Source organism: Burkholderia sp. ABCPW 11 (assembly GCF_001523445.1).
In the GTDB taxonomy this organism is placed as follows: domain Bacteria; phylum Pseudomonadota; class Gammaproteobacteria; order Burkholderiales; family Burkholderiaceae; genus Burkholderia.
Window position 1 is genome coordinate 216697 of sequence record NZ_LOVM01000033.1, and the last position, 14281, is coordinate 230977.

The following is a 14281-nucleotide window of genomic DNA, read 5'->3' on the forward strand; positions in this document are numbered from 1 at the left end:
GCGCGCAGCGCACCTGTGTCAGCCTGTGACAGGCTGTATCAGCCCGCGACACCGGTAAGCAACAGCAGGTTCGTGCCGGTGATCACGACGAACAGCGCCCATGCGGCCACCTGCATCCCGCGGCCGATCGCATGTTCGCCCATCGTGCCGCGGTCGCTGACCGAGCGGATCAGCGGCCACATCGCGAACGGCAACTGCAGGCTCAGCAGCACCTGGCTCCATACGAGCAGTTGCCCGACCGAGCCGTCGCCGAGCCACAGCACGCCGATCAGTGCCGGCACGAGCGCGAGCCCGCGCGTGATCAGCCGGCGCTGGTAGCACGGAATCTTCGTATGCAGGAAACCGTCCATGATGACCTGGCCGGCGATCGTGCCGGTCAGCGTCGAGCTCTGCCCCGACGCGAGCAGCGCGATGCCGAACAACAGCGCGGCCGCGCCGCCCGCGATCGGCGTGATCAGCCGGTACGCCTGCTCGATGTCGGTCACGTTGTGCTGGCCGGTCGCGTGAAATGCCGCACCCGCGACGACGAGGATCGCCGCATTGACGAGCATCGCGACGAACAGCGACACGCAGGTATCGATGCGCACGAGTGCGAGCGTGTCGCGGATCACGCCGCGCGCGCCGCCGACGACGTGCCGCGTCTGCACGACCGACGAATGCAGGTACAGGTTGTGCGGCATGATCGTCGCGCCGACGATGCCGAGCGCGAGCACGATCGCGTCCTTGCGGTCGTGGCCGGGATCGCCCGGCACGAGCCCACCGACCACCGCATGCCAGTCGGGCGGCGTGATCGCCACCTGCGCGACGAAGCAGAACGCCATCGTCGCGATCAGCCCGAGCACGATCGCCTCGATCTGCCGGAACCCCTTGCCCTGCAGGCCGAGCACGATCACCGTGTCGAGCGCGGTCAGCACGACGCCCCACGCGAGCGGCACGCCGAGCAGCAGCTTGAACGCGAGCGCGCAGCCGAGCACTTCCGCGATGTCGCACGCGACGATCGACACTTCGGCGGTGATCCACTGCACGACGCGGCCGAAGCGCCCGTAGCGGTCATAGCTGGCTTGCGCGAGATCCTTGCCCGCGACGAGGCCGAGCCGCGCCGCGAGCATCTGCAGGAAGATCGCCGCGAGGCTCGAAAACGCGACGACCCACAGCAACGAATAGCCGAACTGCGAGCCGGCCTGGATATCGGTCGCCCAGTTGCCGGGATCCATGTAGCCGATCGCGACCAGCAGGCCGGGGCCGAAAAAGCGCCTGAGCTTGCGCCAGCGCGGCGCGGCGGCGTCGATCGTGATGCTGCCCTTTACTTCCGACGGGCAGAAAGGGGCGGTGGCGGTAGTGGGGAGGAAGGGCATGGAAACCGGGAATCGAGATCGCGACACGACGATTCTACGGGTATCCGGCCCGTTTTCCCGCGCTCGGCCGCGCACGCGTCGCAACCCGGCCCGTCGCCGTCGCAACATGCGGCGGCGGCCCCGTCGTCCGACCCGGGCGACGCCGTGCCGTGGGCGAGGATTTTTTCCCGCCCGGCGACGCGGAATTCGGTCGGCGACATCAACAGGCGCTGGCGAAACAGCTTCGCGAGCCGCTCGCCGCTGCCGAACCCGGTGCGCCGCGCGACCTTGTCGGCCGGCAGCGTCGTATGGATCAGCATGTGGCACGCACGTTCGAGCCGCACGTGCTGGACGAACTCGGTCGGCGTCACGCCGATTTCCTTCTTGAAGCGCCGCAGGAAATTGCGCTCGCTCATCGCGGCCGCCTGCGCGGCGTTCGCGATCGAGACGCGGTTCACGCTCTGCGCGCGCAGCCGCTGCGCGGACATCCGGATCGACGGGCTCGCGCTGAGTTCGCGGAACGCCCACATCGACTGCACATAGCGCTGCTCGACCGGCCGCATCATGTTGCTGGCGATCTCCTGCGCGGCGCTGTCGCCGAGGTCGGCGCGGAACATGTCGAGCGCGGCGGCAAACACGTCGGTTTCGCCGGCCCGCGATTCGATCGTCGTGGGGGCCCGGCGCCCTGCCCGGCCCGGCCGCACGTCGATCGACGACGGCCGCCGCGTGGCGGCGAGCGCGGGCAGATCCATCGCGTCGACGATCCAGCGCGCATGCCGGCGAATGTCGGTCAGGCGCCGTTGCAATGCGTCGTCCCAGTTGACGGCCACCAGGTCGCCATGAAGATGAAAGAACGCGAGCGCACGGCGGCTGTGTTCGTCGCCGAGCGGCTCGGCCGCGATTCTCACGCCGGACGACGACTGCAACAGTCCCCCGCTTTCGGATACGTACTTGAGCTGATAATCCGCGCCGTACCCATGCAGGCGATTCGCCAGGTTGAAGGCTTCGCCGAGACGCGCGGCCTGGGCCAACGAAAACCCCGTACTCAAATAGATAACGACCCACCGCTGATCTGCTGCATTCACTGGCCAAGCCCCCGACTTGTTCGACTTCTTCTAATACCGTCGAACTGTCAGGCTTATATTTGGTTTGAATGCGTGCGACAGTTGGTTTGAATGCGTGCGACAGGACGGCTATCCCGAAATATGAAGCGACGGCATCTTAGCCGAACGGGTAGTGCCTTTGGCGCCAAATGGCCGACGGGGACAGCATGATGGCGGATTACTACAGGCTGCCGTGCGCCGCCGGTATGCCGGCATGGAATTGCGTATGCGATGCGGCCGGCCATTGCGGCCGTCATGCGTCATGACGTGCGTGTTCGATGGCGTTGCGCAGCGGTCGAGCGGGCGCTCGCGTATCGGCGCGAACGGCGTCGACACGCATCGAACGCGTGCGATCGGCGCGTATGCCGACCCGCGCATCGGTTGTCTGCGCATCCTTTAGAATCGATCCGTTCTTCACCACGCCGCCCGCGCTCCGTGCCCGCCGATCACCGTCTCGACCTGAACCTGTTTCGCGTGCTCGACGCCGTCTACGTGCATGGCGGCATTGGCGCGGCCGCCCGCGCGCTGCATCTGACGCAACCGGCCGTCACGCATGCGCTCAACCGGCTGCGCGCGCATTTCGACGATCCGCTGTTCGTGCGCCAGGGCAATCGCGTCGTGCCGACCGAACGCACGCGGTCGATCATCGCGGACGTGCAGCGGCACCTGAAGGGCCTGCAAGGCACCGCGCGCGATCCGTCCGCCTTCGATCCCGCGACGCTCGACCTGAGCATCGCGGTCGGCATTCGCGACGTGCTCGAATCCATCGCATTGCCGCGCATCGTCGCCGCGTTCGCCGACGAAGCGCCGGGCTTGCGGCTCGTCAGCCGCCGCATCGCGGTGCCCGACATCGAACGCGAACTGGCGTCGGGCAACCTCGATCTCGTCGTCGATCGCCGCGTGCCGACCGGCCCGCGCATCGCCACCGAACACCTGCTCGACGATTCGCTCGTCGTCGCGATGAGCCGCGATCATCCGCTGGCGCGCGACCCGCTGCGACGCGGCGACTATTTCGCGGCGCAGCATATCGCCGTGTCGTCGCTCGGCGCGCCGCAATCGCTCGACGTCCTGCTCGGCAACGACGGGCGCTTGCGCGACATCCGGCTCACCTGCCAGCACTATTTCGCCGCCTGCCAGATCGCCGCGGCCGGCCATCTGCTCGTCACGCTGCCGCACACCTATGCGCGGCGCATGGCCGCGCTGCTGCCGATCGCCGTGCGGCCGCTGCCGCTGCGGCTCAAGCCGTTCCCGCTGCTCGCGTACTGGCACGAGTCGCGCGACACCGACCGCGCGCATCGGTGGGTGCGCGAACGCATCGCCGCGCTCGTGCGCAGCAGCGCCGGCAGCGCCGACACGTAGCGGCGCAGCACGCAAGCGCGCGACCGCGACGGTATGCTGGCGGCTGCGCGCCGCCACACGGCGCCCTCTTCCCTCATCCGCTACCGGAGACTTGCCATGTCCCTCATCCACGCCGCCGCCGTCCTCGATGCCGACGCGCCCGACTACGTCGTCCGGTTGCAGGCCGGCACGCATGCGCTGACCGGCGACGAAGCGCCGCGCGAAGGCGGCCAGGATCGCGGGCCGGCGCCGTACGAGTTCGTGCTGGCCGGGCTTGCGCAATGCACGGCCGCGACGCTGCGCATGTACATGCAGCGCAAGGCGTGGCCGGCCGTGCGCATCACGGTGCGCACCGAGCTGCATGCCGATCGCGAAGGCGTGCAGTACGTGCGCCGCGTCGTGACGCTCGACGGCCCGCTCGACGACGCGCAACGCCAGCGTCTCGCGGAAATCTGCGAGAAGACGCCGGTGACGCAATTCATCAAGCGCGGCACGCGGATTGACACGACGTTGAACTGACGCACGCGGCAGGCCGCACGGTCTGCCGCGTGAAACGGAACGGGCGGGCCGCGCATCCGGCGCGACCCGCCCGTTCGTCGATCCAGCCCGGCGCTTACAGTCCGAGCGCGGACAGGTCCAGCTTGCCGTCCTTCATCGGCGGGCACCAGAAATACGCGCCCGTCAGCGGCCGCGTGAAGCGGAACAGGCCGTCGACGATCCCGTCTTCCGCGCCGCTCATCCGGCGCATCTGCACGTCGAACGCGCGGAACGAGCAGCCGAACGCGACGAAATAGAGGCCCGCGCGGCGCGTGTCCGACCACGGCGACGAACGGCGCAGCATGAACGCCTCGGGCGCGAAGCTCTCTTGCGCGGTGCGCTTCACGTGCGCGAATTCGGGCGCGTCGTCGAGTTCCTCGTTGTCCGAACGGCGACGCCCGATGATGTGATCCATCTCACCCGACGGAATGCGCTCCATCCGGTCGAAATCGTGCACCCACTGCTGCACCGCGACGAAGCTCGAACCGTCGAGCCCCGCGCCCTGCCCCGTCACGATCGCCGCGGCGATCGCGTCGTCGCCTTCCGGGTTCTCGGTGCCGTCCTCGTAGCCTGACAGGTCGCGATCGTTCGAATAGCGGAAGCCGTCGACGGCCTCCTGCAGCGCGAACGCCGGCGCGAGCGCGCGTTCGATCGCCCGCGCGCGCAGCACGATCTCGCCGCGGTCGTCCGAGCGCAGCCAGACCCACACGTCGGCCGGCGTGGCCGGCAGCGTGCGGTCGTTCACCGCGAACGCCGGATAGTCGGTCAGGCCCGGCACCGGATGTCCGAGATAGGCAGCCAGCGTGTGCCCGAAGCCGACGACCGTGTCGCGTCCGTCGACGATCTCGCGCAGCGCGGCCAGCGCCGCGGCGATATTGCCGTCATTCGACATCGTGAAAGTGAGGTATCGCGCTGCCGTATCGATCGGAGCCAGGATGCCTTGCTGAACGTCGCTCATCGTTTCCTCGGGAATGGTTCGGAATGGATCCGGGTAGGCGCGCCTCGTCGCGCGCCGCGGACGCCGAAGTGTAATCGATGCGTCCGCCGCAACCCGTGCCCGCCATCGCGAAACGTACGCGAAAAGGGGCCAAAACCCTGAATACTAACCGTATCGACGCTGCAACGCCGCATTCGTCAGACGTTGCGGCGCGCGCGACACTCCTGATAAAATCGCCACACGTCTTTTCGGCGTCCTTTCAACCGTTCACTTCAGGGAGGTGCAGATGTTCCGAATGCCAGCAACCTTCCCGAACGTGGTCTCACGGCGCAGTTGATCCAGCCCGCCGTCCGCGCCGGCTCCCGAGTTTTCCGCTGACCCGTCAGCCGCGCTTTTCCCGACAGCCCGTTTCGTTCCGCCCGCGTGTTTCGCGCGGCCCGGCTGTTGCGTTTTCGACGTTCTCCGAACCGGAAAGTCCCGTCGCGCGACGCGCCGGGCAACGATACATGACCAGAAAAACCTCCCATCTGGGCGGCCATGCATTCCAGGCCGTCTTCGGCTTCACCCTCCGTTACTGGCGCAAGCAGCCGGTGCGCATCGCCGCGGTCGCGAGCCTCGCGCTGCTCGCCGCGCTCGCCGACGTCCTCACGCCGCTGTTCGCCGGCCGCCTCGTCGACGCGCTGTCGAGCGGCCTGACCGACCGTGCCGCCGCGTGGCATTCGGCCCTCGTCGCGTTCGGCACGCTCGCCGCGCTCGGCATCGGCGCGACGGTGCTGCGCCAGGGCGTCTACCTGAACATCATCACGCTCACGCTGAAGATGATGAGCGAGATCGCCGCCGCGTCGTTCCACCGCGTGCAGCGCTTCTCGACCGACTGGCACGCGAACAGCTTCGCGGGCTCGACCGTGCGCAAGATCACGCGCGGAATCTGGGCGCTCGACCTGCTCAACGACACCGTGCTGATCGCGCTGCTGCCGTCGGTCGCGATGCTGGTCGGCGCGACCGTGCTGCTCGGCACGCACTGGCCCGTGATGGGGCTCGTCGTCGGCGCGGGGTCGCTGCTGTACATCGCGGTGACGGTCGCGGTGTCGCTCGGCATCGTCGCGCCGGCCGCCCGGCTCGGCAACCTGTGGGACACGCGCATGGGCGGCGCGCTCGCCGATGCGGTGAGCTGCAACGCGGTGGTGAAGGCGTTCGGCGCGGAAGCGCGCGAGGAAGCGCGGCTCGCGCGCGTGATCGGCAAGTGGCGGCAGCGCACGCGCCGCACGTGGGTGCGCGGCACGTTCAACGGCGGGTTGCAGGGCGCGATGCTCGTCGCGATGCAGGCCGCGATGATCGGTGTCGCTCTGCGGCTGTGGATGAACGACGAGGCGAGCGTCGGCGACATCGCGTTCGCGCTGACGATGTTCTTCATGCTGCAGGGTTACCTGCGCGACGTCGGCATGCACATCCGCAACCTGCAGCGCTCGGTGAACGACATGGAAGAACTCGTCGCGCTCGAACGCCAGCCGCTCGGCATCGACGATCGGCCCGGCGCGCCGGCCATCCGGATCGGGCAAGGCGAGATCCGCTTCGAGCACGTGACGTTCCGCTACGGCAACCATCCGGTGCCGCTGTACGACGATTTCTCGATGCGGATCGCGCCAGGCGAACGCGTGGGCCTCGTCGGGCATTCGGGGTCGGGCAAGACGACGTTCATCAAGCTGATCCAGCGCCTGTACGACGTATCGGGCGGGCGCATCACGATCGACGGCCAGGACATCGCGCAGGTGCGGCAGGATTCGCTGCGCAGCCAGATCGCGATCGTCCAGCAGGAGCCCGTGCTGTTCCACCGCACGCTCGCGGAGAACATCGCATATGCGCGCCCCGATGCGAGCCGCGCCGAGATCGAGCGCGCCGCGCGCCTGGCCAGCGCGCACGACTTCATCGCCGCGCTGCCGGACGGCTATGACACGCTCGTCGGCGAACGCGGGATCAAGCTGTCGGGCGGCGAGCGCCAGCGCGTCGCGATCGCGCGCGCGTTCCTCGCGGATGCGCCGATCCTGATCCTCGACGAAGCGACGTCGAGCCTCGACAGCGAAAGCGAGCTGCTGATTCAGCAGGCGATGGAGCGGCTGATGGTCGGCCGCACGACGCTCGTCGTCGCTCACCGGCTGTCGACCGTGCGCGCGCTCGACCGGCTGCTGGTGCTCGATCGCGGCAAGGTGATCGAGGAAGGCAACCACGACGCGCTGATCCGCATCGACGGCGGCATCTATCGCCGGCTGTTCGAGCGGCAGGCGCTGGAGCTGGCGAAGGGGCTCGCCGATTCGCCGCGACGCACGGCGGATCGCGATGCCGGGCCGCTGGGAGAGCCGGCTGAGGTCTGATGCAAGCGCGTCGCGATCCGGCGCGGCGGCGCAGTCGCCGCCGCCGCGCCATGCGGCGGCAACCGGTTCCGGATCGAGGCCGTGCCATGCGCACGGCCTTTTTTTGTGTCCGCGGCGCCGGCTCAGCGGCGCCGGACAACCGCGCGCCACGGCGTGTCTGCCGCCGGGATCACTTATCATGTCGGCCAGGCAATTCGCGACGAAAGGCAGACCATGTTTACAGGCATTGTTCAGGGTGTTGGCACCATCAACGCCATCAAGGATCACGGCGAGCTGAGGACCTTCAGCATCGCATTCCCCGAGCGGTTCACCGACGATATCGAGATCGGCGCGAGCGTGTCGGTCGATGGCGTGTGCCTGACGGTGACGACCATCCATTCGCCGACGCTGATCGACTTCGACGTCATGCTGCCGAGCCTGAGAATCACCACGCTGGCCGAGCTCGCGACCGGCGCGCGGGTCAACGTCGAGCGCGCCGCGAAGGACGGTGCGGAGATCGGTGGACATCCGCTGTCCGGTCATGTCGATTTCACCGGGACCATCGTGCACGTCGCATCGTCCGAGCACAACCGGATGCTCCGCATCGGCGTACCTGCCGAGTTCAAGCGCTACGTGTTCGCGAAGGGCTACATCGCGATCAATGGCTGCAGCCTCACCGTGTCGGACGTCAATCGCGACGAAGGCTGGTTCGACGTCTGGCTGATTCCCGAAACGCGCCGCGCGACCACGTTCGATGCGAAGGGCGTCAACGACACGGTCAACATCGAGATCGAGCGCAGCACCCAGGTCGTCGTCGATACGATCCGTGAATCGGTCAAGGAAACGCTCGGCGAATTGAACGGCGTCGTCACCGCGCTGCTGGCGGAAAAAGGCATCGATATCGAGGAACTGCTGGCGCGCAATGTCGCGCGGCTGCCGAAGCAGTAAAAAGGCTGATCGACCGCGTGCCAGGTGATCCGGTGGATCATCGAGTAGCGGCCGCCGTCGGAAAACACGTCGATCCACGGTTCCGATGCCTCGAACGTCCAGAGGACGAATCCGCGGGTAGCTCGCAATCAAACCTTGGATTGCGAGCACCCAGGATGCAACGAATCCGCTTTCCCCGCCCACCTCACTCCGCCCCCACCCGCGCCCCCTTCCCCACCGCCACGCGCTGCGCGCGATAAATCCCCGCGGGGCCGGAGAACAGATACGCGACGACACAGGCGACGATCGCATAGACGCCGATATCCGCGCCGAACAATTCGATCGCCATGATCGTCGACGCGATCGGCGTGTTCGCCGCGCCCGCGAACACCGCGACGAAGCCGAGCCCCGCGAGCACCGGCACCGGCAGCGCCAGCACCTGGCCGAGCGCGTTGCCGAGCGTCGCGCCGATGTAGAACAGCGGCGTCACTTCGCCGCCCTTGAATCCCGACGCGAGCGTGACGACGGTGAACGCGAACTTGCCCGCGAAATCGTAAAGCGGCAGCGGGCCATGAAACGCGGCCTCGATCGTCGGGATGCCGAGGCCGAGATACTGCGGCACGTTCAGCACGGTCGCGGCCACGGCGACCAGCAGGCCGCCGAGCACCGGCTGCAACGGCGCATGGCGGATCGCGCGGCGAAACCACGCGGTCAGCGCATGCGTCGCAAACGCGAACAGCCTCCCGACCACGCCGAACGCGATGCCCGCGACGACCGTCGCGGCCAGCCTCGTCGCCGATACGGTCGGCACGAACGGAATCGCATAGGCGGTGTGATGGATGCCCCACGCACGGCACACGGCGTCCGCGACGATCGCCGACGCAACGCAGGCCAGCAGCGCGTCGTATCGCACGCGCCCGATCGCGAGCACCTCGAGCCCGAACACGGCGCCCGCGAGCGGCGTGCCGAATACCGACGCGAAGCCGGCCGCGATGCCGCCCATCAGCAGCACGCGGCGATGCTCGCGATCGAGACGAAACAGGTGCGTGATGCGATCGGCGAGCGCGCCGCCCATCTGCACGGCCGTGCCCTCGCGGCCGGCCGACCCGCCGAACAGGTGCGTAACGACGGTCGCGACGAGCACGAGCGGCGCCATCCGCTTCGGCACGAGCGCCTTCGGGTCGTGAATCTCGTCGATCAGCAGGTTGTTGCCGCGCGCGACCGACTGGCCGAAGCGATGGTAGATCCAGCCGGTGGCAAAACCGGCGGCCGGCAGCCCCCACAGCAGCCACGGATGCGCGACCCGCGTGCCGGTCGCCCAGTCGAGCGCGATCAGGAACACGGCGGATGCCGTACCGGCCAGCGCGCCGAGCAGCGCTGAAAGCGCGAGCCAGCGGCACACATAGCGCAGGGTCGCGAAAAGATCGGCAGAAGTGGTGAAAAACATGATTTCCAGATTCGACGGAACATCAAACCTGGGCGGCAGAATGCCGGATGGACGGCCTGCGACCTCCTGACGACCCAGGAACACGCAGGCATCATCAGCCGGGCAAACCGGCGGTTGAGGGCCGCACCGCGCGCGCCACGCGCCGCGAACGACCGCAGGGAGGCATGCCATCTCCGCAGGCTGCGATTGTACGCGACGCCGCGCCACGCACGCAATGCAGACGCCGGCGCGCCGCGAAACGACGGCGCGTGGCCGGTGCGCCGTCAGTCGCGCGGCGCGAGCGCGATCCGCGCGATCAACTGCGGCGCGATCTGTTCGAGCGGCAGGATCGCCGACGCCGCGCCGATCGCCGCAGCCGCCTTCGGCATCCCGTACACGGCGCTGGTCGCTTCGTCCTGCGCGATCGTATAGCAGCCCTTCGCGCGCATCGCCTTCAGGCCGAGCGCGCCGTCGCGTCCCATGCCCGTCAGCAGCACGCCCAGCGCATCGCCCTGCCAGCCGTCCGCGACACTGTTGAAAAACACGTCGATCGACGGCCGGTACGGCGTTTCGGCCGGATGCCGCGTATAGCCGAGCACGCCGCGCGGCGACAGCATCAGATGGTCGTTGGTCGCCGCGAGCAGCACCTCGCCCGCTTCCGGCACACTGCCCTGTCGTGCGACGCGCACCGGCAGCCGCGTATAGCCGTCGAGCCATTCGGCCATGCCGTACGCGAATGCCTGGTCGACGTGCTGGACGATCACGATCGCGGCCGGAAAGTCGGCCGGCAGCGCGCGCAGCAGCGCGGTGAGCGCGGTCGGCCCGCCCGCCGACGCACCGATCGCGACGAGCGTCGGCTGTCCGCGCGCGGGCGCCGGCCCCGGCGGCACGAGCGCCGCGGTGCGGCTTTCGAGCAGCCGGCCGATCTGGTCGATCTTCGCGAGCAGCGCCTGCGGCGACGCATCGGTCGACAGCCCGAGCGCGAGCGTCGGCGTATCGACCGCGTCGAGCGCGCCCGCGCCCATCGCCTCGTACACCGACGACGTGTTCGCGCTGACGCTCGCCGTCACGATCAGGATCGCGCACGGCGCGCGCGCCATGATCCGGCGCGTCGCGGCGACGCCGTCTACCTTCGGCATCACGAGATCCATCAGGACGACGTCGGGCGGATGCGCGACGCAGAAATCCACGGCCTCGTCGCCATCGGTCGCCACCCACAGCACGCGATGGTCCGCGCGCAGCGCGATCACGCGGCGCAGCGCCTCCACGGCCAGCGGCAGATCGTTGACGATGCCGATGTTCATCGGTGCGCGTCCCCGATCAGGTCGTGCACGGCATCGAGCAGCGCCTCGTCGTGGAAGCTGCTCTTCGCGAGATAGTAATCGGCGCCGGCATCGAGCCCGCGCCGGCGATCCTCGTCGCGATCCTTGTACGACACGATCATCACCGGCACGCGCTTGAGCATCGGGTCGCTCTTGATCAGCGTGACGAGTTCGATGCCGTCCATGCGCGGCATGTCGACGTCGGTCACGACGAGATCGAACGCATCGCTGCGCACCGCGTTCCACCCCTCCATCCCGTCGACCGCCACCGTCACGTCGTAGCCGCGCTTTTCCAGGAGCTTGCGTTCGAGCTCGCGCACCGTCAGCGAATCGTCGACGACGAGCACGCGGCGACGCCGGTCGGCGAGCGCGAGTTGCGGATCGCGCGTGAGCCGCGCGAGCTGGCCGCCGCGCACGAGCTTGTCGACCGAGCGGATCAGGTCCTCGACGTCGACGATCAGCACCGGGTCGCCGTTCTCGAGCAATGCGCCGGCCGCGATGTTCTGGATCTTGTTCAGGCGGCTGTCGAGCGGCTGCACCACGAGCATCCGTTCGCCGAGGAAGCGGTCGACCGCGACGCCGTACAGCTCGGGTTCGCCGCCGACGACCACCACCGCGGTGGTGGCGCGCGCGACATCGGGCTCGCCCGCGTCGAGCAACTGGTGCGCGGCGACGAGGCCCGCGCGCCGGCCGTCGAACGGAAAATGCGGCTGCCCTTCGAGCACGTCGATGTCGTCGTGCGCGAGTTCGAGCGTGCGTCGCACATGCGCGAGCGGGAACGCATACGGCTCGCCGCCGACCTCGACGAGCAGGCTGCGGATCACCGACAGCGTGAGCGGCAACTGCAGCACGAAGCGCATGCCGGCCCCCGGCTCGTTGAAGATCCGCACCGCGCCGCGCACGCCGCGCACCATCTCCTGCACCGCGTCGAGGCCGACGCCGCGCCCCGACACGTCGGTCACCGCATCGCGCATCGAGAAGCCCGGCAGCAGCAGGAATTCGAGCAGTTCGGGATCGGACAACCGCGCGGCCGTCTCGTCGTCGGTCAGGCGCTGGCGCACGACGGCCGCGCGCAGCGCATCCATGTCGACGCCCGGCCCGTCGTCGATCACGCTGACGAGCAGCGAGCCGGCGCTGTGGCGCGCCTCGAGCGTGACGCTCGCCTCGGCCGGCTTGCCGCGCGCCTGGCGCGCGTCGGGCGAATCGACGCCGTGGTCGATCGCGTTGCGCAACAGGTGGCCGAGCGGCGCGTCGAGCAGGTCGAGGATGTCGCGATCGACCTGCGTGCCTTCACCGACGATCGAGAAACGCACCTGCTTGCCGAGCGAGCGCGCGAGATCGCGGACGATGCGCGGATACGCGCGCGTCGCGTCGCCGAACGGCCGCATCCGGCATTGCAGCGCCTCGTCGTACAGTTGCTCGGCGATATGCGTGCTGCGCCGCTCGAAGCGGTCGAATTCGTCCATGCGCTCGGCGAGCGAGCGCTGCAGGTCGTTGAGCATGTGCCGCACTTCGTTCATCGACGCGAGCATGCCGGCGTCGAGATCGTCGGCGTACTGCTCGTACATCAGGTCGAGCGAACGGGCCGCGTCGCGCTGCGCGCGCTTCACGCGCAGCATCGATTCGGCGAACGGCTTGAGCCAGCGCGATTCGACCAGCGATTCGCCGGACAGGCTCAACAGCCGGTTCAGCGTATCGGCGCGCACGCGGCGCATCGCACCGGCGCCCGCCACGCGGCCGGCCTGGACCGGATCGGGCGCCGTGCCCGACACGGCGAGCGGCGGCACCGCGGCACTTGCCCCGACCGGCTCGTTCGCGGCGCCGTCGTGTTCGCGATACGGCACCAACGACGGCGGCACCGGCGGCGGCACGGCGGCCGGCGCCTGCATCGTCTGCGCGCCGTCGGCGCCTGTCAGCGCCGCCGCGAACCCGTCGATCTCGGTCTGGGACACGGGCTGCCCCTGCGGATCGCCGACGCGCACCAGCAAATCGACACCGGCCAGCAGCACGTCGACGTGCGTGGCCGTCAGCGCGATCGTGCCGGCCTGCGCGGCGACGAAGCATTCCTCCATCCGCCCGGCGATCTCGACGCCGAGCGGCACGCCGACGATGCGCGCGGCGCCCTTCAGCGAATGCGCGGCGCGCATGCACGCTTCGAGCGCGACGGAATCGGGCTCGCCCGATTCGAGCGCGAGCAGCCGCTCCGACAGCGCCTGGGTCTGCGTGCGCGTCTCCTCGCGATACAGCTCGAGCAGCGACAGGTGGCTCAGGTCGTCATCGCCGCTCATCGCATGCTCCGTGTCACGGCGTCGAACAGACGATCGTCGTCGAGCAGCCCCACCGACTTGCCGCGCCACGACAGCACGCCGCGCGACAGGCCGGCGCTCGCGCGCCCGACCGTGGCAGGCACCGGCACCCAGTCGGAGGCGCCGAAGCGCAGCACGCCCTCGACTTCGTCGACCGGAAACACGACCGGTTCGCCCTGGTGCGCGGCCACCAGCAGCCGCGTGAAACGGCCGTCGCCGCCACTGCCGCTGCCGGTCTTGCCGGCATCGAGGCCGAGCAGCGCACCGATCGAGATCGCGATGCGCAGCGTGCCGCGGATGTTGACCACCCCGCGCACGGCCGAATGGCGGCGATGCGGCAGGGAATGGATCGGGCGCGTGCCGGCGATCTCGCGCAGCACGCCGATCGGCAGCGCGAGCCATTCGTCGGCCACCCGGAACGCGAGCGCCGCATGGCGCGTATCGCCGTCGTCGTCGCGCGCATGCGCGGTGCCGAACGCGCTCATCCGGCGCGTGACGTCCGTCATCTCGGCGACGTCGAGCGGACGCTCGAGCAGCTTCGCCGCGTGACTGGCGTAGACCGGGCAGTTCAGGCAGCGCAGGCAGTCGTTCAGCCGCTCGCACGAGCGGTCGCCGCGCGTGCCGATCCGGTTCCAGCAATCGTCGACGTCGAGCGTCGCGTCGTCAGTGGCAGCGGCGGCGCGGTTCATGAATTCCTCTGGTC

The 14281-nt window shown here is 69.1% G+C and carries 11 protein-coding genes and 1 riboswitch; of the genes, 4 read left to right on the plus strand and 7 right to left on the minus strand.

All coding sequences use genetic code 11. From position 1 onward, the window contains the following. Window positions 1-38: 38 nt before the first annotated feature. Both WS61_RS15650 and WS61_RS15655 read right to left on the minus strand, forming a co-directional pair. Window positions 39-1355 carry an Nramp family divalent metal transporter gene (locus WS61_RS15650; RefSeq protein WP_059501275.1) on the minus strand — a complete coding sequence of 439 codons (1317 nt, stop codon included), beginning with the start codon at window positions 1353-1355 and terminating at the stop codon, window positions 39-41. Next, window positions 1304-2365, minus strand: coding sequence for a helix-turn-helix domain-containing protein (locus WS61_RS15655; RefSeq protein ID WP_059501277.1), 1062 nt, complete (start codon window positions 2363-2365; stop codon window positions 1304-1306). The genes WS61_RS15650 and WS61_RS15655 overlap by 52 nt, the downstream gene beginning before the upstream one ends. Before the next feature lie 507 nt (window positions 2366-2872). Between WS61_RS15655 and WS61_RS15660 the strand changes: the two genes are divergently transcribed. Together WS61_RS15660 and WS61_RS15665 are read left to right on the plus strand one after the other, a co-directional pair. Then, complete coding sequence (locus WS61_RS15660; RefSeq protein ID WP_059501279.1) at window positions 2873-3796, plus strand: LysR family transcriptional regulator; 924 nt, start codon at window positions 2873-2875, stop codon at window positions 3794-3796. Window positions 3797-3892: 96 nt separating this feature from the next. Then, window positions 3893-4294, plus strand: coding sequence for an OsmC family protein (locus tag WS61_RS15665; protein ID WP_059501281.1), 402 nt, complete (start codon window positions 3893-3895; stop codon window positions 4292-4294). Between the two features lie 94 nt (window positions 4295-4388). Here WS61_RS15665 and WS61_RS15670 read toward each other — a convergent pair whose 3' ends face one another. Further along, window positions 4389-5270 (minus strand): Dyp-type peroxidase, encoded by an 882-nt coding sequence (locus WS61_RS15670; protein ID WP_059501283.1) that lies wholly within the window; start codon window positions 5268-5270, stop codon window positions 4389-4391. 485 nt (window positions 5271-5755) lie between these two features. On the opposite strand from WS61_RS15670, the gene WS61_RS15675 reads away from it, so the two are divergent. Both WS61_RS15675 and WS61_RS15680 read left to right on the plus strand, forming a co-directional pair. Beyond that, complete coding sequence (locus WS61_RS15675; protein ID WP_059501285.1) at window positions 5756-7618, plus strand: ABC transporter ATP-binding protein; 1863 nt, start codon at window positions 5756-5758, stop codon at window positions 7616-7618. Window positions 7619-7831: 213 nt separating this feature from the next. Beyond that, window positions 7832-8545 (plus strand): riboflavin synthase, encoded by a 714-nt coding sequence (locus tag WS61_RS15680; RefSeq protein WP_059501288.1) that lies wholly within the window; start codon window positions 7832-7834, stop codon window positions 8543-8545. A 184-nt stretch (window positions 8546-8729) separates the two neighbouring features. Here WS61_RS15680 and WS61_RS15685 read toward each other — a convergent pair whose 3' ends face one another. The 4 genes from WS61_RS15685 to WS61_RS15700 all read right to left on the minus strand — a co-directional run bounded on the left by WS61_RS15685 (window position 8730) and on the right by WS61_RS15700 (window position 14267). Further along, window positions 8730-9971, minus strand: coding sequence for a voltage-gated chloride channel family protein (locus WS61_RS15685; protein ID WP_059501289.1), 1242 nt, complete (start codon window positions 9969-9971; stop codon window positions 8730-8732). 78 nt (window positions 9972-10049) lie between these two features. Further along, a riboswitch (Fluoride riboswitch) is annotated at window positions 10050-10155 on the minus strand. 79 nt (window positions 10156-10234) lie between these two features. Then, entirely contained in the window at window positions 10235-11254 is a 1020-nt protein-coding gene (locus WS61_RS15690) for a chemotaxis response regulator protein-glutamate methylesterase (protein ID WP_034205305.1), read from the minus strand. After that, window positions 11251-13560: a hybrid sensor histidine kinase/response regulator gene (locus WS61_RS15695; protein ID WP_034205306.1), complete on the minus strand. Its 2310-nt coding sequence runs from the start codon at window positions 13558-13560 to the stop codon at window positions 11251-11253. Before WS61_RS15695 ends, WS61_RS15690 begins: the two co-directional genes overlap by 4 nt. After that, complete coding sequence (locus tag WS61_RS15700) at window positions 13557-14267, minus strand: chemotaxis protein CheW (RefSeq protein WP_059501291.1); 711 nt, start codon at window positions 14265-14267, stop codon at window positions 13557-13559. The genes WS61_RS15695 and WS61_RS15700 overlap by 4 nt, the downstream gene beginning before the upstream one ends. Window positions 14268-14281: the final 14 nt, after the last annotated feature.